The organism is Enterobacter cloacae complex sp. CARB60, from assembly GCF_036487345.1.
Taxonomy (GTDB): Bacteria; Pseudomonadota; Gammaproteobacteria; order Enterobacterales; family Enterobacteriaceae; genus Enterobacter; species Enterobacter asburiae_D.
The window spans coordinates 1773350-1793179 of the sequence record NZ_JAZKLC010000002.1 but is presented as its reverse complement, the minus strand read 5'-3'; the positions used below and the strand labels follow the sequence as shown (position 1 = coordinate 1793179).

The 19830-nt window shown below is 58.5% G+C and carries 17 protein-coding genes; 1 reads left to right on the top strand and 16 read right to left on the bottom strand.

All coding sequences use genetic code 11. The annotated features are described in order from the left end of the window. Nucleotides 1-92: 92 nt before the first annotated feature. The 14 genes from flhE to V4835_RS09485 form a co-directional block, all read right to left on the bottom strand. Nucleotides 93-485 (bottom strand): flagellar protein FlhE, encoded by a 393-nt coding sequence (gene flhE / locus V4835_RS09550; RefSeq protein WP_213327877.1) that lies wholly within the window; start codon nt 483-485, stop codon nt 93-95. Next, nucleotides 485-2563, bottom strand: a complete 2079-nt coding sequence (gene flhA, locus V4835_RS09545; protein ID WP_063143694.1) for a flagellar biosynthesis protein FlhA — start codon at nt 2561-2563, stop codon at nt 485-487. The genes flhE and flhA overlap by 1 nt, the downstream gene beginning before the upstream one ends. Then, complete coding sequence (gene flhB, locus V4835_RS09540) at nt 2556-3704, bottom strand: flagellar biosynthesis protein FlhB (protein ID WP_063143693.1); 1149 nt, start codon at nt 3702-3704, stop codon at nt 2556-2558. The genes flhA and flhB overlap by 8 nt, the downstream gene beginning before the upstream one ends. Before the next feature lie 147 nt (nt 3705-3851). Next, nucleotides 3852-4496, bottom strand: coding sequence for a protein phosphatase CheZ (gene cheZ / locus V4835_RS09535; protein WP_023312251.1), 645 nt, complete (start codon nt 4494-4496; stop codon nt 3852-3854). 10 nt (nt 4497-4506) lie between these two features. Beyond that, nucleotides 4507-4896, bottom strand: coding sequence for a chemotaxis response regulator CheY (gene cheY, locus V4835_RS09530; protein WP_008500431.1), 390 nt, complete (start codon nt 4894-4896; stop codon nt 4507-4509). Between the two features lie 17 nt (nt 4897-4913). After that, nucleotides 4914-5963, bottom strand: coding sequence for a protein-glutamate methylesterase/protein-glutamine glutaminase (locus tag V4835_RS09525; RefSeq protein WP_063143692.1), 1050 nt, complete (start codon nt 5961-5963; stop codon nt 4914-4916). After that, nucleotides 5960-6826, bottom strand: a complete 867-nt coding sequence (gene cheR, locus V4835_RS09520) for a protein-glutamate O-methyltransferase CheR (RefSeq protein WP_331412025.1) — start codon at nt 6824-6826, stop codon at nt 5960-5962. The genes V4835_RS09525 and cheR overlap by 4 nt, the downstream gene beginning before the upstream one ends. 19 nt (nt 6827-6845) lie before the next feature. Beyond that, entirely contained in the window at nt 6846-8447 is a 1602-nt protein-coding gene (gene tap / locus V4835_RS09515) for a methyl-accepting chemotaxis protein IV (protein ID WP_331412024.1), read from the bottom strand. A 44-nt stretch (nt 8448-8491) separates the two neighbouring features. After that, the gene (gene tar, locus V4835_RS09510) at nt 8492-10159 is read right to left on the bottom strand and encodes a methyl-accepting chemotaxis protein II (protein WP_331412023.1); all 1668 of its coding nucleotides are present in this window, start codon (nt 10157-10159) and stop codon (nt 8492-8494) included. Nucleotides 10160-10243: 84 nt separating this feature from the next. Beyond that, a complete protein-coding gene (locus V4835_RS09505; RefSeq protein WP_331412022.1) occupies nt 10244-11206 on the bottom strand; it encodes a Csu type fimbrial protein in 963 nt (320 codons plus the stop codon). Further along, a complete protein-coding gene (locus V4835_RS09500) occupies nt 11203-13587 on the bottom strand; it encodes a fimbria/pilus outer membrane usher protein (RefSeq protein WP_331412021.1) in 2385 nt (794 codons plus the stop codon). The genes V4835_RS09505 and V4835_RS09500 overlap by 4 nt, the downstream gene beginning before the upstream one ends. After that, nucleotides 13563-14321, bottom strand: coding sequence for a fimbrial biogenesis chaperone (locus V4835_RS09495; RefSeq protein WP_331412020.1), 759 nt, complete (start codon nt 14319-14321; stop codon nt 13563-13565). Before V4835_RS09495 ends, V4835_RS09500 begins: the two co-directional genes overlap by 25 nt. Before the next feature lie 16 nt (nt 14322-14337). Further along, entirely contained in the window at nt 14338-14898 is a 561-nt protein-coding gene (locus tag V4835_RS09490) for a Csu type fimbrial protein (protein ID WP_331412019.1), read from the bottom strand. A gap of 12 nt (nt 14899-14910) precedes the next feature. Further along, on the bottom strand, nt 14911-15483 hold the full coding sequence (locus V4835_RS09485; protein WP_063143684.1) for a Csu type fimbrial protein: 573 nt from the start codon (nt 15481-15483) through the stop codon (nt 14911-14913). Nucleotides 15484-15912: 429 nt separating this feature from the next. Between V4835_RS09485 and V4835_RS09480 the strand changes: the two genes are divergently transcribed. Next, on the top strand, nt 15913-17172 hold the full coding sequence (locus V4835_RS09480) for a dicarboxylate/amino acid:cation symporter (RefSeq protein WP_331412018.1): 1260 nt from the start codon (nt 15913-15915) through the stop codon (nt 17170-17172). Between the two features lie 96 nt (nt 17173-17268). Here V4835_RS09480 and cheW read toward each other — a convergent pair whose 3' ends face one another. Then, nucleotides 17269-17772, bottom strand: coding sequence for a chemotaxis protein CheW (gene cheW, locus V4835_RS09475; protein ID WP_008500420.1), 504 nt, complete (start codon nt 17770-17772; stop codon nt 17269-17271). A 19-nt stretch (nt 17773-17791) separates the two neighbouring features. Further along, nucleotides 17792-19828 (bottom strand): chemotaxis protein CheA, encoded by a 2037-nt coding sequence (gene cheA, locus V4835_RS09470; protein WP_331412017.1) that lies wholly within the window; start codon nt 19826-19828, stop codon nt 17792-17794. Between the last annotated feature and the right edge of the window lie 2 nt (nt 19829-19830).

The window sequence follows — 19830 nt, the reverse complement described above, 5'->3', positions numbered from 1 at the left end:
TATAAAACAGTGTTTCTATTTATTCAAAAGGCGAAGGCAGTTTTGAGAGCCAGCCATCAGAATTGCCTGATGGCTGGTGAAAAGACAGGGTGTTAGCGGTAGTTCACGATGACAGAATTACTCTGTACTTTCAGGGCCGGGATTAAGCGTCCACCGCCCGGCACTTCCCAGATGAAACGCAGAGGTTCAATGGCCGGTACGCCGTTGAACGCCTGCGTTGTGCCATTTTCGCCGTCGATTTCCGTGCAGCGCGTCTGAGAACAGAGGCGCACCCGCAGTCCGGCCGGGGTTGGGCCAATCAGCCGGTAGTTCCAGACCACAAGGCCCATCTGACCGGAAACCCCGTCAGAAGGCGAAAGCGGGTTAGAGGACATGGCGACGCCCCGGTTGCTGAGGGTCACACCCATGCTGCTCGCCTGCCAGGTCCCCTCCCCGCCAGCCTGTGCCGCCAGTGGGAAGAGCAAAATCCAAAGCCATTTACGCATTATTTTCCTCCAATCGTCGCGGTCATGCGGATATGACGGTTATCCGACAGCTCCAGATTCGACAGCACGACCAGCTGATTCAGGCTACGACGCAGGAAGCGCGACAGCAGCGGACGCAGCGCATGGTTCACCAGCAGCACCGGCGGCGCGCCCAGCATCTCCTGACGCGCCAGCGCCTCCTGCGTTTGCGCCAGCAGACGGTCCGCCAGACCCGGCTCCAGCCCGCCCCCGCCCTGCAGGGCCTGCAGAAGCAGACGTTCAAGCGGCGTATCGAGGCCAATAACCTGCACTTCTCCGGTTCCCGGGAACCACTGCTGGGTGATCGCGCGGCCCAGCGCCACGCGCACCACCGCCGTCAGCTCGTGCGGATCGCTCTGGATTGGCGCATGCTCTGCCAGCGTTTCCAGAATGGTGCGCATGTCGCGGATCGGCACCTTTTCTTCGAGCAGGTTTTGCAGCACCTTGTGCAGCGTCGTCAGCGTCACCACGCCCGGAACCAGATCTTCCGTCAGCTTAGGCATCTCCTGCGTGACGCGGTCCAGCAGCTGCTGCGCTTCCTGACGGCCAAACAGCTCCGCCGAGAATTGCCCAATCAGGTGGTTAAGATGGGTCGCCACCACGGTACTGGCTTCAACAACCGTATATCCCTGGATCTGCGCCTGCTCTTTCAGGGCACTTTCAATCCAGATAGCGGCCAGGCCAAAGGCCGGATCGATGGTTTGCTCGCCCGGCAGCGTGCCTGCGGCGGTGCCCGGGTTAATCGCCAGCCAGCGGCCCGGATAGGCATCACCGCTGCCAATTTCGACACCTTTCATCAGAATGCGGTAGCGCGCGGGCGGCAGGTCCATGTTGTCCCGGATGTGGACAACCGGCGGCAGGAAGCCCATATCCTGCGCGAATTTTTTACGGATACTGCGGATACGGCCAAGCAGTTCGCCATCCTGCTGGAAATCGACCATCGGGATCAGGCGATACCCGACCTCCATTCCCAGGGAATCTTCCAGCTGAACGTCGTTCCAGGTGGCTTCTACGGCCTGGGTGTTCTCCGGCATTTTGACCGGAACAGGCTCCGCCGCAGGTTTGATTTCACGACCGCGCATCCACCAGGCAAGCCCCAGCAGGCCCGCCGTAAACAGCAGGAAGACGAGGTTTGGCATCCCCGGCACCAGACCGAGCAAACCGAGAACGGCAGCGGCCAGCAGCATAACGCGCGGGTTGCTGAAAAGCTGGCCCACCATCTGCTCGCCAACGTCCTGATCGGTACTCACGCGGGTCACAATCACACCCGCCGCCGTGGAGATAACCAGCGCCGGGATCTGCGCGACCAGACCGTCACCAATGGTCAGCAGCGTATAGCTTTCCGCCGCGTGGCCCATGTCCATCCCGTGCTGCAATACCCCGACCAGCAGGCCGCCGACCACGTTAATCACCATGATCAGAATGCCCGCGATGGCGTCACCGCGCACAAACTTACTCGCACCGTCCATGGAGCCGTAGAAGTCCGCTTCCTGCGTCACTTCCGAACGGCGCTTTTTGGCTTCATCTTCGGCGATAAGACCGGCGTTCAGGTCGGCGTCGATCGCCATCTGCTTGCCCGGCATCCCGTCCAGCACAAAACGCGCGCCGACTTCCGCGATACGCCCTGCACCTTTGGTGATAACCATAAAGTTGATGATAACGAGGATAACGAACACCACGATACCGATAGCGAAATTGCCGCCCACCAGGAAGTGGCCGAACGCCTCCACCACTTTACCTGCCGCTGCCGCACCGGTGTGACCTTCCATCAGGATGATACGCGTGGACGCCACGTTCAGCGCCAGTCGTAGCAAGGTGGTAAACAGCAGAATGGTCGGGAACGCGGCGAACTCCAGGGTACGCTGGGTGAACATCGCCACCAGCAGCACCATAATGGACAGCGCAATATTGAAAGTGAAAAGCAGATCGAGGATGAACGCCGGGAGCGGCAGTACCATCATCGACAGAATTAGCAGGATCAGAATCGGCCCGGCAAGGATCTGCCATTGGGTCGATTTCAGGTTGCCGGGCAGGCGCAACATTGCCACCAGATTAGCCATCAGTGTCCTTCTCGTTCATAAAATCCAGCGCGGCAGGCACCGGAAGGTTCTCAGGTTTCACAGGCCGTTGACCGCCGGCCAGACGCCAGCGCTTCAACTGCCATACCCAGGCCAGCACTTCCGCCACGGCGGCGTAGAGTTGTCCCGGGATCTGTTGTCCAATATCCGCATGGCGGTACAAAGCACGCGCCAGCGGGGGGGCTTCCAGGATCGGCACGCGGTGTTCTGTGCCAATTTCCCGGATACGCAGTGCGATCAGTCCGGCCCCTTTCGCGACGACTTTCGGCGCGCTCATTTTGTTTTCGTCATAGCGCAGCGCAACGGAATAGTGCGTCGGGTTGGTAACAATGACGTCGGCCTTCGGCACATCTTCCATCATGCGTCGACGGGCGACGGCACGCTGCATCTGGCGGATGCGCCCTTTCACGTGCGGGTCACCTTCCATCTGCTTATATTCGTCGCGAATATCCTGACGTGACATGCGCAGTTTTTTGAAGTGGGTATAAAGCTGGAAGATCACGTCAAAACCCACCATCGGGATAATGCTGAGCACCACCAGCAGCGCGCAGAGCCCGACCAGATTCATCGCGTTGCTCATCGCGGTGAGCGGCGATTCGCTGATAAGACGCATCATTTCCGGCCAGTGGTACCAGAGGTAAAACCCTGCGGAACTGCCCATCAGCACCGATTTGAGAACGGCTTTGAGCAGCTCGGCCCCGGTCTGCGCTGAGAACATTTTCGCAATGCCCGGCAGCGGGTTCAGTTTGGAAAATTTCGGCTGCAGCGATTTGGCGCTAAAAACCAGACCGCCCAGCATTACCGGAGAGACCAGCGCGACCAGCACGACCCCGGTAATCAGGGGCAACAGCGCGACCATGGCCCCTTTAATAAGCTGAATAATCTGGCTGAGGATCAGATTTGGATCGTTGACCATGCTGTGGTCAAAACGTAAGCCGGTAGACAACATCCCCGCCAGCTTGCGGGCGAGCGACTCCCCGCCCCACCAGATAATGCACACCCCTACGATAAGGATCAGCAGGGAGGTCAATTCTCGGGATCGGGGGATCTGCCCTTCCTCACGCGCCTTTTCTAGTCGGTGGGGTGTGGGGGCTTCCGTTTTGTCGTCGTTCTCTTCTGCCACAGTGCATGCTCAGCCCATTACGTCACGGGTATCATGCCAGCGCAGCGGAAATCCAATGGCGGGAAAAGCCCGTTTAATCGGGCTCTTTTCGGTGATTTTGTCGTAAACCGCCTCAGGCGGCGTAAACCCCTGAGGCGGAACAGACCGTCAGAAGCCGAGGCTGTCCAGCAGGTCGTCGACCTGATCCTGGCTTGCCACAACGCCCGCTTTGCTGGCGTCGAGCTGAGGACCATTGAGCAGGCTTTCGTTTTCGCGTTTTGGACGGGCTGCCGGTTCCGGAATGTTCTCCAGCAGAACCATCAGCAGCTGACGCTCAATCTCCTGGATAACATCCATCATGCGCTTGATCACCTGACCGGTCAGGTCCTGGAAATCCTGCGCCATCATGATGTCCAGCAGCTGGGCGTTGGTGAAGCTGGTGTGGCCCGGCACATCACCCAGGTACTGACGGGTGTCCGTCACCAGCTCGCGGGCATCCGCCAGCTCGATAGGGTTCTCAAACCACTCGTCCCAGCGTTTGCTCAGCGCTTTCGCCCCCTTCTCCATCGCATCCTGGTGCGGCTGTGACGCTTCAACGCTGTTCAGCGCACGTTCCGCGGCCTGAGCGGTCATCTGCACAACGTAGTCCAGACGATCGCGGGCATCAGGAATAGCTTCCGCCGCTTCGGCAATCGCCTGATCCAGCCCCAGCTCGCGCAGGCTGTCACGCAGCATGCGCGTCAGGCTGCCGATGCGGACGATGATATCGCTCGGCGAGTGTTCTTCAACGGGTTTCATAGCAGGTTGCAACATTTCCATCACCTCACATGCCGAGTTTCTCGAAGATCTTACCGAGCTTCTCTTCCAGGGTTGCCGCGGTGAATGGCTTCACCACATAGCCGCTTGCGCCCGCCTGTGCAGCGGCAATGATGTTCTCTTTTTTCGCTTCTGCAGTGACCATCAGAACCGGCATAGACGCCATTCCCGCATCGGCACGAATGGTTTTCAGCAGTTCCAGACCGTCCATGTTTGGCATGTTCCAGTCGGAGATAACAAAACCAAACCCGCCAGCCTGCAGTTTGTTCAGCGCATCAACGCCGTCTTCTGCTTCTTCAACGTTGTTGAAGCCCAGCTCTTTCAGCAGGTTGCGCACGATGCGACGCATGGTGGAAAAGTCATCCACAACCAAAAACTTAAGCTCTTTATCCGCCATAAAATAATACTCCTGAGTCAAATACGTATTGCCTGTCCGGCACTGATTTTCGCCAGCATCTGCTGGCTTACCTGGCTAAGATCGACCACTTCGCTCACGCCACCCATATTGATGGCCTCGCGCGGCATGCCGAACACCACACAACTTGCTTCATTCTGCGCAATCGTCCAGGCACCAGCCTGGTGCATTGCAAGCATTCCGGCGGCACCGTCGTTGCCCATCCCCGTCAGGATCACCCCCACGGCGTTGCGCCCCGCATGTTTCGCCACCGAATGAAACAGCACATCCACCGACGGACGGTGCCGGTTAACCGGCGGTCCGTCATGAATTTTGATTTGATAGTTAGCGCCGCTGCGCGACAGCTCCATATGCTTGTCGCCCGGGGCGATATAGGCATGTCCCGGGAGCACGCGCTCGCCGTCTTCCGCCTCTTTCACGCTGATCTGGCACAGCTTGTTCAGGCGTTCGGCGAACGAACGGGTAAAGCCTGGCGGCATATGCTGAGTGATCAGAATACCCGGACTTGAAAGCGGCAATGGCTGGAGTACATGACGAATTGCCTCTGTTCCTCCGGTTGACGCCCCAATCACCAGCAGTTTTTCCGAGCTGAGTAAGGGACCGGCCTTCAGGGTCACAGGCGCGGCCATCGGCGTGTGGGCGGCAAGCTTTGCGCGCGACGCGGTGCGGATCTTCTCCGCGATCATTTCGCTGTAGGCCAGCATCCCTTCGCGAATGCCGAGCTGCGGTTTGGTGACAAAATCCACCGCCCCCAGCTCCAGCGCGCGCAGGGTGATTTCCGATCCTTTTCCGGTCAGGGAGGAGACCATTACCACCGGCATGGGCCGAAGCCGCATTAATTTTTCGAGAAAATCGATGCCATCCATGCGCGGCATCTCGACATCCAGCGTTAGCACGTCGGGGTTATATTTTTTAATTAAATCCCGCGCTACCAGAGGATCGGGCGCAGTGGCCACCATCTCCATGTCGCTGTGGCTATTGATAATTTCAGTCATGATTTGACGCATCAGCGCTGAATCATCGACAGACAACACCCTGATTTTACTCATGCTTTTTCCTTACTCAGCGCATATACCGTTTGCCCACGCAGGCTAAACTCACGCGCGAGGTTGCTGAAGTTTTCCGAGTGCCCGGCAAACAGTAAACCGTCAGGCTTGAGCAACGGAACAAACCGACGCAGAATGTCCTGTTGCGTCGTTTTATCAAAATAGATCATGACGTTACGGCAAAATATGGCGTCGAACGGCCCCGGCACGTTGTACTGCTTATCCAGCAGGTTTACGGACGCGAATTCGACGCAGTTCGCCAGCTCCTGGCGTACGCGTACCAGGCCTTCATGCGGGCCCGTGCCGCGCATGAAATAACGCTGCAGCTGCTGCGGCGACAGCGTTTTCAGTTCATCCTGGCGATAAACGCCGTTGCGCGCCTTCTCCAGCACCTCGGTATCAATATCGCTGGCGTAGATTTTCCAGCGTCCGGGCGTCATACCCAGGGTGTCAGCAAGGGTGATCGCCAGCGAGTACGGCTCTTCACCCGTTGAGGCGGCCGCACTCCATACGCGATACTCCCCGGTGCGACGGCGGGCGTGCTCGGCCAGGACCGGGAAGTGGTGAGCTTCACGGAAAAACGCCGTCAGGTTGGTGGTTAACGAGTTAATAAAAGCCTGCCACTCGGCGCTGTTCTGGTTCGCCTCGAGCATGCTCAGATAGCGGCCAAAATCGTCCAGCCCCAGCGTGCGCAAGCGCCGCACCAGACGGTTGTAGACCATGTCCCGCTTATGATCCGCAAGCACGATCCCCGCACGCTGGTAGATTAACTGACATATCCGACGAAAATGCGCGTCGGACAGCGCGAGGCGCTGTGTCATCTGCAACAATAATGACGTTTGCCCAGGGGGCATTGGTGATGTCATAGCGCCTTCTTAATTACATTCAGGATACAACTGGCACGGCCTGCGACCGCCCGACTTCTGTTACTGCTTCAACGTGCTCTTTCACATTAAACACCGCGACCAGTCCGGTCAGACGATCGGCCTGGCTGGCCAGCTGATCGGTTGCCGCTGCCGCTTCCTCCACTAACGAGGCGTTCTGTTGCGTCACCTGATCCATCTGGCTGACGGCCTGGGCAACCTGCTCAATGCCGCGACGCTGTTCGTCCGACGCCGAGGCAATCTCGCCCATGATGTCGTTCACCCGCGTGACGGAGGTGACGATCTCGTGCATGGTTTTCGCCGCCGTATCCACCAGGGTTGAGCCCTGCTGAACGCGCGAGACCGACTCCTCGATCAGCACCTTAATCTCTTTCGCCGCGTTGGCGCTGCGGCTCGCCAGGTTACGCACTTCCCCCGCCACCACCGCAAATCCGCGCCCCTGTTCACCGGCGCGCGCCGCCTCAACGGCGGCATTCAGCGCCAGAATGTTGGTCTGGAACGCGATACCGTCAATCACGCTGATGATGTCACCAATTTTCTGCGAACTGGTGGCAATCTCCTGCATGGTGCTGGCGACATGGGAGGCCTGGTCGCCGCCTTTCTTCGCCGTCATCGCCGCCTGTTTTGACAGGTCAGACGCCTGACGCGCGTTATCGGCGTTCTGGCCTACCGTCGCGGTCAACTGCTCCATGCTGGCCGCCGTCTGCGCCAGCGAGGCCGCCTGCTGCTCGGTACGGGACGAGAGATCGTTGTTACCCGCCGCAATCTCGGAGATCCCGGTGTGCATGGCATAACTGCCCTGCCGCACGTCGCTCACCGTTTCCCGCAGCGATCCCTGCATTGCCTTGAGGCTGGCAAAGATCGCCGAAATTTCGTTTTTGCCGAACACCGCGACCGGACGCGCCAGGTCCCCTTTCGCAATACTGTCGAAGTGGCTGCTGATGATTGCCAGCGGCTGCACAATCATTCTGCGCGACCAGAGCAGCGCCCCGCCGGTCAGCAGCCCTGCCAGAATCACCACCACGGCAAAGATGACGCCCGACATGTGATAGCTGCTACGGCTCTGATCGCCGGCACGCTGAACAGACTGGTTAATATCCTGCTGCCACGCGTTAAAGCTGCCGTCAAACGCCGCCTGAGACGCCTGAACCGGTGCGGTCATAAAGTCCGAAAGCTGGTTGTTCTCAAGCCACGTCGCCTGGTGGTCCAGATCGCTGTACCACTGTTCAAAGTTCGTCTTCATGGCGGCCTTCAGCGCTTTCTCTTTCTCGCTGTCGGCGGCCTGTGCCGTAAAGGCTTTAAACTGCGCGTCAGCCTGCTTCAGGCTGTCGCGCGCGGTCGCCATCAGCGCCTTAATGTCATCCGGCGGATAGCTCAGCGCGGTTAAGGTTCCCGCCTTGTTCAGCGCGGTGCTTGCCTGCAACAGCACGGCACGCGTTTGTGCCAGTGCGGAGCGCTGCTGATTACTCGCCTCAACTTGCTGCAAATTCTGATAGCCATCGCGAAACGCCCAAAAAGACAACCCGTTACTGCCAACCTGCAACACACCGCAAAGGATCAGAATCAAAAACAGTGTGGTCGAGATACGAATACGATTTAACATCCACGCTCCCATCAAGCGGCAAGCAGCCGCGGTTTAATTGTCAGTCAAAATGTTTCCCAGTTTTCATCTTGTCCGGTCGTCGCGGTGCGCGTACGGTTTGCAGCCGATTGAGCGGCTGGCGCGCGATACGTCGCCTGCGGGGTGACCGTGTTTCCAGCGAGTGAAGCGAGACGAAACGCCGAGACGGCCATCTTCAGACGGCTCGCCTGGTCTTCCAGGGCAGCGGCCGCCGCAGCGGACTCCTGCACCAGCGCGGCGTTTTGCTGTGTCACGCGATCCATTTCCGATACCGCCAGGGCAACCTGGTCGATACCACGACTCTGCTCATCGGACGCAGAGGCGATTTCACCCATGATGTCCGTCACGCGGGTGACGGCATTCACGATGTCATTCATGGTCTCCCCGGCGCTTTCCACCAGCACGGAGCCGGTATCCACGCGGGAGACGGAATCTTCAATCAGCGATTTGATCTCTTTTGCCGCGTTGGCGCTGCGGCTGGCGAGGTTGCGCACTTCCCCGGCCACCACGGCAAACCCGCGTCCCTGTTCGCCCGCACGCGCCGCTTCCACGGCGGCGTTCAGCGCCAGAATGTTGGTCTGGAAGGCAATGCCGTCGATGACGCTGATGATGTCGGCGATTTTCTTCGAGCTGTCGGCGATTTCGTGCATGGTTTTCACCACGCCGTCCACCACGCGACCGCCGCGCTGCGCGGTCTCGGAGGCGCTTTCTGCCAGCTGAGACGCCTGGCGGGCGTTATCGGCGTTCTGCTTCACGGTCGCGGTGAGCTGCTCCATGCTGGCGGCCGTCTCTTCCAGGGCGGAAGCCTGCTGCTCGGTACGGGATGAGAGATCGTTATTCCCCATCGCAATTTCGCTGGTGCCGGTATAGATAGCCTCCGACCCGTTACGCACGTTGGCGACGGTTTCGATTAACGAGCGCTGCATATGGTCAACGCTGTTTGCCAGCTCGGTGATCTCATTGCGCCCGGAAACGGTCAGCGTTTTGGTCAGGTCACCGCCGGCAATTTCACTAATGTGGGCAATGACGCGCCCGAGAGGGTTCAGCAGGATATGGCGAATGCCGTACCAGACCGCGACCAGCACAATGACCAGCGCCAGCGCCAGTACCGCCATCTGCCATTTCGCAAAGCGGTAGTCATTCTGGCTTTCCGTAAAGGCCGAGTGATACAGGTCACCGCTGACCTTCGCGTATTCCCCCAGCGCCGCGCCGAGGGCGTTTTGCATCCCTTGCGTAGGCTGCGCGAAATAGGCGTCCATGTTGCCGCTTTCCAGGAACTGAATCAGCTCTGCCAGCCCGGCATGGTAGGCGTTGTATTTTTCATCAATATTCTGGCTCACCTGCTCCATAGCAGGCTGCGGAGTAATCTTTTTGAAGGCGTCGTAGTGCTTCGCGGCGTCAGCAAGGGTGGCGCGGGCATTTTTCAACAGATCGGTTTTCGCGCTGCTCTGCTGATTGTTGGGGTCCATCATCATGCGCGCGGACGAGCGGCTCAGGTTGATACGCGTTTGCAGCATCAGATCCCACGTCGACGTGAGTTCACTCTGCTGCAGGCGGAGATCGTTCGAGGCCGCGAAGCTGTCCTGGTTCTGTTTTAATGACGAGAAAAAAAGCCCGCCGGAAATGAGCTGAAGAAGTGCGAAAATGACCAGCACCATCATGAGCATTGTGACAACGCGGATACGGTTCAACATACAACACCTTCTCATAGATTTATTAACGGTGTTATCGGCACTGCCCACAGGAACTTTACATTTGAGAAAGGGAAAAGCGCGGGGTTAAAACGCCACGTCGACAATCAACGTATCGGTGTAGGTTCCGGCGGGTGGCGTGGTCTGATTGGTCAGGACTTTCGCGGTGTAGTTGTAGGTGCGCAGTAAACCGTCGGTACTGACCTGCGACGATACCGCGCTGGACCAGCGCTCGCTGCCGCTGCCGCCCCAGCGGTTAGTCGTGGCTTCCTTATAGATGTCGTAGCTCATGGTGTTGCTGCCGCTCACCATCCGCCGCACGTTGTTCAGCGCGTTGGCACCGTTATTAATGCCGATGGTATACGTACTGCCTTTGGTACAGGTGACGGCAATCGCCTGTGAGACGGTGGGGAAACTTTGTACCAGCGGCGCGCTGTTGAAGTTCACATCTGGCGTGGTCATGGCGCTGCAGTCGTTGGTAACGGTCATATTAAGCAGAATGCTGGTTGTCGCGGTTCCCGTCTGGGGAGTCGTACAGAGGCTTCCCACGCCTAACGCGCAGACGCTGTAGTTGATGCTGAACGTCAACATCACCTGGTAAGGCCCGGCCGTGACGTTTTGTCCGGCGACGGTGCGAAAATAGAGCGGAATGTTGTACTGCTTTGTCCCCAGCAGCCCCAGCAGCGTATTCCCGCTCCAGGTATATGATTTACTTATCTGTACCTCGCTGCTGCTTGCGCAAGCCGATAATCCGCACAGCCGGGTGGGGATCACGTCCGTGATGGCCGCATTATCCGTGCGTTTCATGGTCGCGCGACTGCTGCCCGACACCGATGCCGCAGTGTAGTTCAGGGTCACCGAGTCGTTGGTCAGAACGTTGAGCACGGCATCACACGCCACCACCAGCGTGCCGGTGGTTTCTACCTCCCCGGTTCCGCTGAGCGCAAACGACGTGACGCTGCCAAACGACGCATTAACCGTACTGACGGTACACGCCGCCCTGCCGCCGCCGGAGAACAGCAGCAGCATCAACAGCAGCAGGCGCGTCATGGCCCCTCCCGACACACCAGCGGACCGTAGGTTTGCAGCTTGTGCTGCGGGTTGGCTCCCACGGTCAGGGTGGCCTTGCAGCGTTTTCCGTCAGGCGAAATCACCTCAAGCGGGTTCACATCGCTGAGATTTTCCAGCCACGCGATGCCGTCGTATCCCACCACCGCATTGCTGCGCGAAACGCGTCGGACCTGGCTTCCCACCGGCAACGCCTGCCCGTGCGCATCATGCAGAATAACGCTGGCCACCCGCTCCTGCTCCATCGGGAAATCGACCAGATAGCCGCTGTGACGGCGGATCGCGATCCGCCGCTCGGTCTCTTTCAGACGGGTATCCGCCGGCAGATTCAGGGTATCAATCCGGTAGCTTGCCGGGTAATACGCCGACACCCCGCTCACCAGCAGGTAGCCGTTGTTATTGGTTTTGCCGACGGGCTGGTTCTCATAGCTGACGGGCACGTCCGGGTGGCCGTCGGTACTGATGACCACAAACGCATCGTTGATCTTATTCGCCGCAAACAGCTCGCCGTCCATCAGCACAACGGAACCCATCGCCTCGCCCCACCAGGTCATCATGTCCCTTTCGCCATAGGCGCCGCCCTGCAGCTCAACGTTGTTGTTGCGCCAGCCCAGCGTGCCCTGCTGATAATCACTGGATCTTGACTGGTTGGCCCAGGCCATGTTCCAGCTAAAGCCGCCGTCAGAGGGCATGGCGTGGTTATAGTTGATGCGCTGGGTACTGCCGGCATCCGGGGTGTTTTCAACGGTGACGGCAGCGCTGTCGCGCGCCCCCAGCGGCACCTGCAGCGACAGCGCGACCGTCCAGTCTCCCCGCTGCTGGTCCCGGCTGCCGGCCAGGTAAATACTGCTCGCCCCCCACAGATTGCGGCTCCAGGAGAGATTAAGGAGCTCGGTTTTTTGGCTGTCAAAACTCTCCACGCCGATCCACGCCGCACCGATGTTGCCGAACTGTCCCAGATTAAAGGTCAGAGAATACTGGTCCGTGTTACGGCTAAAGCTGGCGATGGGTTTATCGTTTTCGTCATACACCGTCGGCTGGTCGTAGAGGGCCAGATTGCCAAAGCCGCGGTCGCGACGCGTATGCTGGGTAGCGACGCTAAACTCGCTGGTGCTGTACTGGTAGCCCCAGTTGATCTGCCCGCCCGTATCCCCCCGCATGCGGCTCTGCGAGTAAGAGGTATTCACCACGCCAAACTGGCCGAGTTTTATTACCGTCCCCGCGCCGCCCAGCGCCAGCTCCTGCGCCCCTTCCGTGTGGCCCTCCAGCGTTAGCCAGTCCGTCATCCCGTAGCGATACGAGCCGCTGCCTGCTGCCGAACCGTAGTCAAAATTCTTGATACCGTAATTACGCCGCAGGCTGCCCAGCGTCACGGCGCCGTCGCTCAGCCCTTGTTTAAGCAGGTCGCTGGTGACGTAAAACGGCAGCGTGGTGCTTACCTGGCGCCCCAGCGCATCCGTCGTGACCAGCACCGCATCTCCGGCGCCGTTGATATAGGGCAGATTAGTCAGGGTGAAGGGGCCCGGCTGAAGCTGGGTTGAGCCGGAGCGATAGCCATTGATAAAGAGATCGACCGAGGTAGGTACCGCGGCTTCCCCCGCGAACTCGGGCAGCGGCCATGTCACCAGATCAGGGCGCAGGGAGAAATCCCGCCCGACGCTTATCCCCCCCATCCTCACGCTGGAGCTCCAGCTCAGGGCATCGCTGATCACGTCCCCGACGCTCCAGCTCATCGCGTCATCTTCATTCGTGAACAGCAGGGTCGTGTCATAGCGGACATACCCTTCCTGCTGGCCGTCGTTACCGCTGAAATTTTCCCGCGCGTAGCCGGTCGAGGAAAAGGAGCCGTTCTCGTTGAAGTAGCGGAACTCGTGCCAGAGCGACGCCTGAGCGCCGATATGTTCCGTATGGTTGGTGTAAAGATCGTAATTCAGCAGCGCCCCGCGCCCGTAGTGCGGCTTGGCCTGCGCCGTTTGCGCGCTGAAAGGGGTTACCCGGGCCGTCACCCAGTCGCGGGGAACGGTCAGCAGCAGGCGCTGCGCGGCGCTGTCGTACTCCACCCGAACCTGAGCGAGCGAGGAGAGATTCACCTCGCCGGTGGGAACATGCGCCGGGGGTAGCCCCGCGCGCAGCAAATCGGCGCTCGAGATAAAGAAAGTGCCTTTACGCTGCGTCACGGGCACCACCAGGCCGGTATCGTAGTGGTTGACCACAAGGGACAGCTGGAAAACCGCTTCATCATTTATCGCCTGCGCCTGGGGAGGCGGCGGTAAACTGTCGTCACCGGGCTCGGCCAGTGTCGCGGAGCTGACGCATAGCAGTATCATCATCGCCGGCTTCAGTTGACGGGCGTCGACTGCCATTGTGCGTCCCTGGCATTAATCTGCGCGCTCATCCGCTCTGGCTGACGAACGCCAGCGGGTACCGGCCAGCTGCGGGTGCTGCCCGGAAGGACGTAACCCAGTAATCCCTCCGCGACCGTGCGTTTCTGCCCTCCCTGCTCCAGCGCAACCTGGCTTAGCCTGACATGGACATCCCCCCGATTTCGGACCTCCAGCGCAGGCTGTCCATCCGCCTGCGTCACCCGCCAGCTCAGGTTTTGGGTCTCCGCCAGCGCGTGGTGCGCGCCCTCTTTGAGGGTCGGGATCCCCTGTCCATATACAAACAGAGGAATGGAGTAACGCATCTGCAATTTGAGGCCGATGGTGGGTTCAGCTTTGGCATCCGGCTGGGGGATTTCATCGACGATAATGCGATAGGCCTGTTCGACGCCTGCGGGAACTGAAGCCTGTTTGATGAGGCGAATAAGCTGCTTGCTGCCAGTGCCAATCGTGACGATGGGCGGGCTGGCGACCACGTCCTGCTGCGCGGTATAACGCTCGTGTCCGTCCTCCTGCTTCCAGCGCACGATGCGAACCTGCATCGTCGTGGCGCTGTTTCCCTGGTTCTGGATCCACAGCTCCGTGGCGTTGGCGTCCGCAGCAAGCCAGGGATCGATCGGCCAGAGCAGGATGGTGGCCGCCGCCTGCGCCTGGCCGGTTGCCGCAGCCATGCCCAACGCGCCCGCCAGACAAACCGGTCTGAAAAATGGCTTCATCAACACTCTCCCTTTATTACCATGACAAGGTCACGGTGAGCTGATCGGAATAGGTTCCCGCCGGGCTAAAACCGGTCAGTAGCGCCACGCCAAAAAGCGGCAGCGCGATGTTATTGCTGTTGGTGTAGGTCACCGCTATCGCCTGGTTGACGCCAATTTCGCTGTTCGCGGCCAGCGAGCTGCTGCTGTAGAGTCGGTACGGCACCAGTTCTGTTCCACCGGACCGCTTCATCCGGCGGACGGATGAATAATTCTGCCCGCCGTTTATGCTCATGCTCAGCGCCACGCCCGGCGTACAGGCGATAGACAACGCCCCGTTTGGTACAAAGCTGGTGCTGACCGGCGCGCTCTCGACGCCGTTATGGGTGCCAAAATCCAGCGTACCGAGAAGCCCTCCGCTACCGGTGGCCACCGCGCATCCCGGTACAATCGTCGCGCTGACCTTAAAGGACTGTGATGTCACCGCCCCCGCCGTGGGCATCATGAGCAATACGACGATCAGCACGACGATCAGCGCGAAAAAAGGCTGCACGCGTCCCTCTGCGCGCTTGCGCAGACCTGTGAGAATTGCCTTCATGGCGGTTTGGGACTAATAGGTGACGCTGACGTTAATCGTGTCGGTGTAGGTTCCCGGGACGACCGTCACGCTGTTACCACCGCCGGTAATTCGCCCGTAGAGGGTGTAACTATCCACCCCTCCGGCCGTAGAGGCGATCGGCAACGCGGCGTTATTGGCAATCACGGTGTTAAACCCGCTGTCGCTGTACAGGCTATAAGCCACACCCTGTGCCGCGTTGGCCGTATTAACCAGATAGCGTTCAGGCGTACCCGGCGAACCGACAACGGAGCCGGGCGCGGTAGAGTGGGTATTACCGGTGATCGCGACCGTATAGCTGGCGGTCGTACATTGAATGGTGAAGGTGTTTCCGCCGCTGGCGCCGCTCAGCTGCGTTGTAAGCGTGGAAAAGGTTGCCGGATGGGTACCGAAATCAAGCGTACCGAAGTTAATGCCGCTTTGCGCGGGCGAGCCGTTTATCAGACAACCGTTTGTCAGCGTCAGCGTCGCACCGATGGTGCCGCTGCTGGTGACGGCCAGCGCCTGATGGGCCGTTGCCGCAGTCAGTAAGGAGCCTGCGCAGATCAAAAGGAGTTTTCTTTTCATTTACCACCCTCCAGAAGACGTTTCCGTTCCCTTGCCACATTTTATTTTTGTCGTTCAGGATGTTAGCCCCGCTTAAGGTTCCTCTGAGGGGGGTTATTGAGAATTTAGTTTACGGATATCGCTTCGACCACCTGCCCCTTCACGCATAAGCCATATGTCTTATTGACTTAGCTTTCCTATAAATAACAGAGGGTTAAACTCATTTAATTCACGATTTTATTTTATCTGAAGAGAATATATCCACTAAAGTGTGACGCCGATCACAATATATCGTCGAGGCAATAACAACAAAATTAATAAAAATTAAAAAGGAGTTGTATCCCCCTACACTTTGCGTCAATTTATGGGCCGAATAATTTCCCGCATCGTAATAAAAAATTTATATGTATCGAGGCGGGCTACATCTGAAGCGCATAGAGGGTCTTTTTCGTGGCAAGTGCAAACAAACTCACACTCTTCATCGTGATTTTCATGCTGGCGGGTATTCTTTCAGGGGCAGCAATTCATGAATATGCATCTGCGGATGCCATCACAGCCTGGTCGGATAATATTACCCTTCTGACCGATATTTTCCTCCGCCTGATCAAAATGGTCATTGCACCATTGGTCTTCAGCACGCTCACCGTCGGCATTATGAAGCTGGGCGAAACCTCCACCATTGGCCGCGTTGGCGGCAAAGCGATGGTGTGGTTTATCAGCTCATCCGTGCTCTCTATTCTGGTTGGCCTGTTTATCGTCACGCTGGAGCATCCGGGAAGCGGTCTGAACCTGACGATCCCAACCGAAGCGGTGGATACCGGTCTGGCCGTGGGCGGCATGACGCTGAAAGCGTTCCTGTCGCACACCATTCCGACCAGTATCGCGGGGGCGATGTCGAACAATGAGATCCTGCAGATTGTGGTGTTCTCGATGTTCTTCGGCATCGGCGGCGCGTCGCTGGGCCAGAAATTCAACGCGCCGCTGGTGGCCGCGCTGGATGTGGTTTCCCATATCATGCTGAAGGTCACGGGTTACGTGATGTACGTTGCGCCGCTGGCCATTTTTGCGGCAATCTCCTCCGTCATTGCCACGCAGGGTCTGGGCATTCTGCTGAACTACGCCTCCTTTATTGGCGGCTACTATGTTGCCATTCTTCTCACCTGCATGGTGCTGCTGGTCGTGGGTTACATGGTGCTGAAAAAAGAGGTGTTTCGCCTGGTCAGCATGCTGAAAGATCCGGTCCTGGTGGCCTTTACCACCAGCAGCTCTGAAGCCGCCTACCCTAAAACGCTGGAGCAGCTGGAGCGTTTTGGCTGTTCGCGCAACATCGCCTCTTTCGTTCTGCCGATCGGCTACTCCTTCAACCTGGTAGGTTCGATGGTGTACTGCTCTTTTGCCTCGATGTTTATCGCTCAGGCGTACAACATTCACCTGAGTTTCTCTGAGGTGACGGTGCTGATGCTGACCCTGATGCTGGCCTCCAAAGGGATTGCGGGCGTACCGCGTTCATCCCTGGTGGTGCTGGCAGCGACGATCCCAAGCTTTAACATTCCGGTGGCGGGTATTCTGCTGCTGATGGGGATCGATCACTTCCTGGATATGGGCCGTTCCGCAATTAACGTGCTGGGGAATGGTATTGCGACCGCGATGCTGTCGCAGAATGAAGGTGCGCGGGAAGCTGAAGCTGAGCTGGTCAAGCAGGAAGCGTAACGGTATGAAAAAGCCGGGTGGCGGCTTCGCCTTACCCGGCCTACAAATGGCTCGAACACGTAGGCCGGGTAAGCGTCAGCGCCACCCGGCTTTGTTTTATGCTACATGACTCGCGGCGATATCCAGCAGCGCCATCTCATCGCTGTTCAGCAGCTTCTCAATGTTCACCAGAATCAGCATACGCTCGCCGAGCGCGCCCAGACCGGTCAGGTATTCGGTCGACAGCGTGACCGCAAACTCCGGCGCAGGACGAATTTGGTCAGAGGTCAGAGAAAGCACATCAGATACGCCGTCCACCACGATGCCGACCACGCGCTGCCCCAGATTCAGGACGATCACCACGGTGTTGTCGTTGTAGTCAACGTCGCCCTGGCTGAACTTCACGCGCAGGTCCACGATTGGCACAATAACGCCACGCAGGTTGGTGACACCTTTAATAAAAGCAGGCGTGTTAGCGATGCGGGTAACCTGGTCGTAACCACGGATTTCCTGCACTTTCAGGATATCGATGCCGTACTCCTCATCGCCTAAAGTGAATACCAGGAATTCCTGCCCTGATGGCTCGCCCGCCAGCTTCGTTACATTACTCATACCGGTCATGTTTTTACCTTCTACTTAATCAGGCGGCTGTGTACGCCACACGTTGTTCACGATTTAATCCCTGAAGCGCCGACACGTCGACGATCAGCGCCACGCTACCATCACCCAGAATGGTGGCTGCAGAAATACCCGGCACTTTGCGGTAGTTGCTTTCGAGGTTCTTCACCACCACCTGGTGCTGACCAATCAGCTGATCGACCAGCAGCGCATAGCGGCGGCCCGCGCTTTGCAGGATCACAACGATACCCTGCGTGGCCTCTGTCTTCGCCCCGTCCACTTCGAACACTTTCCACAGTTCCACCAGCGGCAGGTACTCGCCGCGCACTTCGAGGACGCGCTCGCCGCCCGCCAGCGGATGCAGATCTTCTTCACGCGGCTGCAGGGATTCCATCACGGCGTTCAGCGGCAGGATAAAGACTTCGCCCGCCACTTTGACTGACATGCCGTCGAGGATCGCCAGCGTCAGCGGCAGCAGAATGCGAATGGTGGTGCCGGAACCCTGTTTAGACTGGATCTCAACGTGGCCGCCCATCTCCTGGATGTTACGTTTCACCACGTCCATGCCTACGCCGCGCCCGGAGACGTCGGTCACCTGCTCTGCGGTAGAGAAGCCCGGCGCGAAGATCAGCATGCCCACTTCTTCGTCGGTCATGTTTTCATTGACCGCCATCCCCTGCGAAATCGCTTTTGCCAGGATGCGCTCGCGGTTAAGACCGGCGCCGTCGTCGGTCACTTCGATGCAGATGTTCCCGCCCTGATGTTCCGCAGACAGGATCAGGTTCCCCACCGGGGATTTTCCGGCGGCAATGCGGTTTTCCGGCAGTTCGATACCGTGGTCGAGGCTGTTACGCACCAGGTGCGTTAACGGGTCAATGATGCGCTCGATCAGGCTCTTATCCAGCTCCGTTGAGCTGCCCATCAGGGTCAGTTCAATCTGTTTATTCAGCTTGCTGGCAAGGTCGCGGACCAGGCGCGGGAAGCGGCTGAAGACATATTCCATCGGCATCATACGGATGGACATGACCGATTCCTGCAGGTCGCGGGCGTTACGCTGCAGCTGACCCATGCTGGTAATCAGATCGCCGTGCGTGACCGGGTCCAGTTCGTTAGAACGTTGTGCCAGCATCGACTGGGTGATCACCAGTTCGCCAACCAGGTTAATCAGCTGGTCAACCTTCTCAACCGCAACGCGGATGCTGGTTGACTCGCTGGAGCGCGCGGCAGGTTTTTCACCACGGCCAGGCGCAGCGGCCTCTTTTGGCACCGCCTTCAGCGCCGGAGCCGCAGGAGTCACGGCCGGAGCGGCGGCCTGAGCGACAACAGCCACCTCTTCCACTGCCGCAAGGGCGTCAACCGCAGCCGTTTCGGTCTCGAAGGCGATCTGGTCAGCTTCAATCACAAAGCACAGCACGGCGACGATATCGTCCTGGCCAATACCGTCATCAAGCGTCGCGGCAAGGCTGTCTTTGCCTTTTACCACGTTGCTTAATTTCGCCAGGTTACCCAGCTCTTCTTCCAGCAGGTTAACTTCATTCTCTTTCAGGCGTGACAGCACAACGCGCAGTTTGCTCGCCTGTGCGTCGGCTGAGGCAGACGCCTGCCCGGCAACCGCATCGACAACGCTCAGTTTTGCGGCCGGAACAACCGCTGCGGCAACCTCACCTTTTGCTTCCAGCGCGAGCTGGCGCAGTGCATTGCAGATGTATTCAAAGCTGGCGGCATCAGGCTCTGCCGAACTTTTATAGGCGTCGAGCTGTTCCTGCATAATATCTTTGGTTTCCAAAAACAGGTTGATAATGTCGGTATTGAGCTGCATCTCACCGCGTCGCGCTTCATCAAGCAGGTTTTCCATTAAATGGGTCGTTTCCTGCAGGATGGTAAATCCAAACGTTCCGGCTCCGCCTTTAATAGAGTGCGCCGCACGGAAGATGGCATTGAGCTGCTCGGAGTCCGGTGCTTCGGGCACCAAATCGAGCAAGTGTTGCTCCATATCGGCCAACAATTCGTCGGCTTCATCAAAGAATGTCTGGTAAAAATCGCTAATATCCATGCTCACGC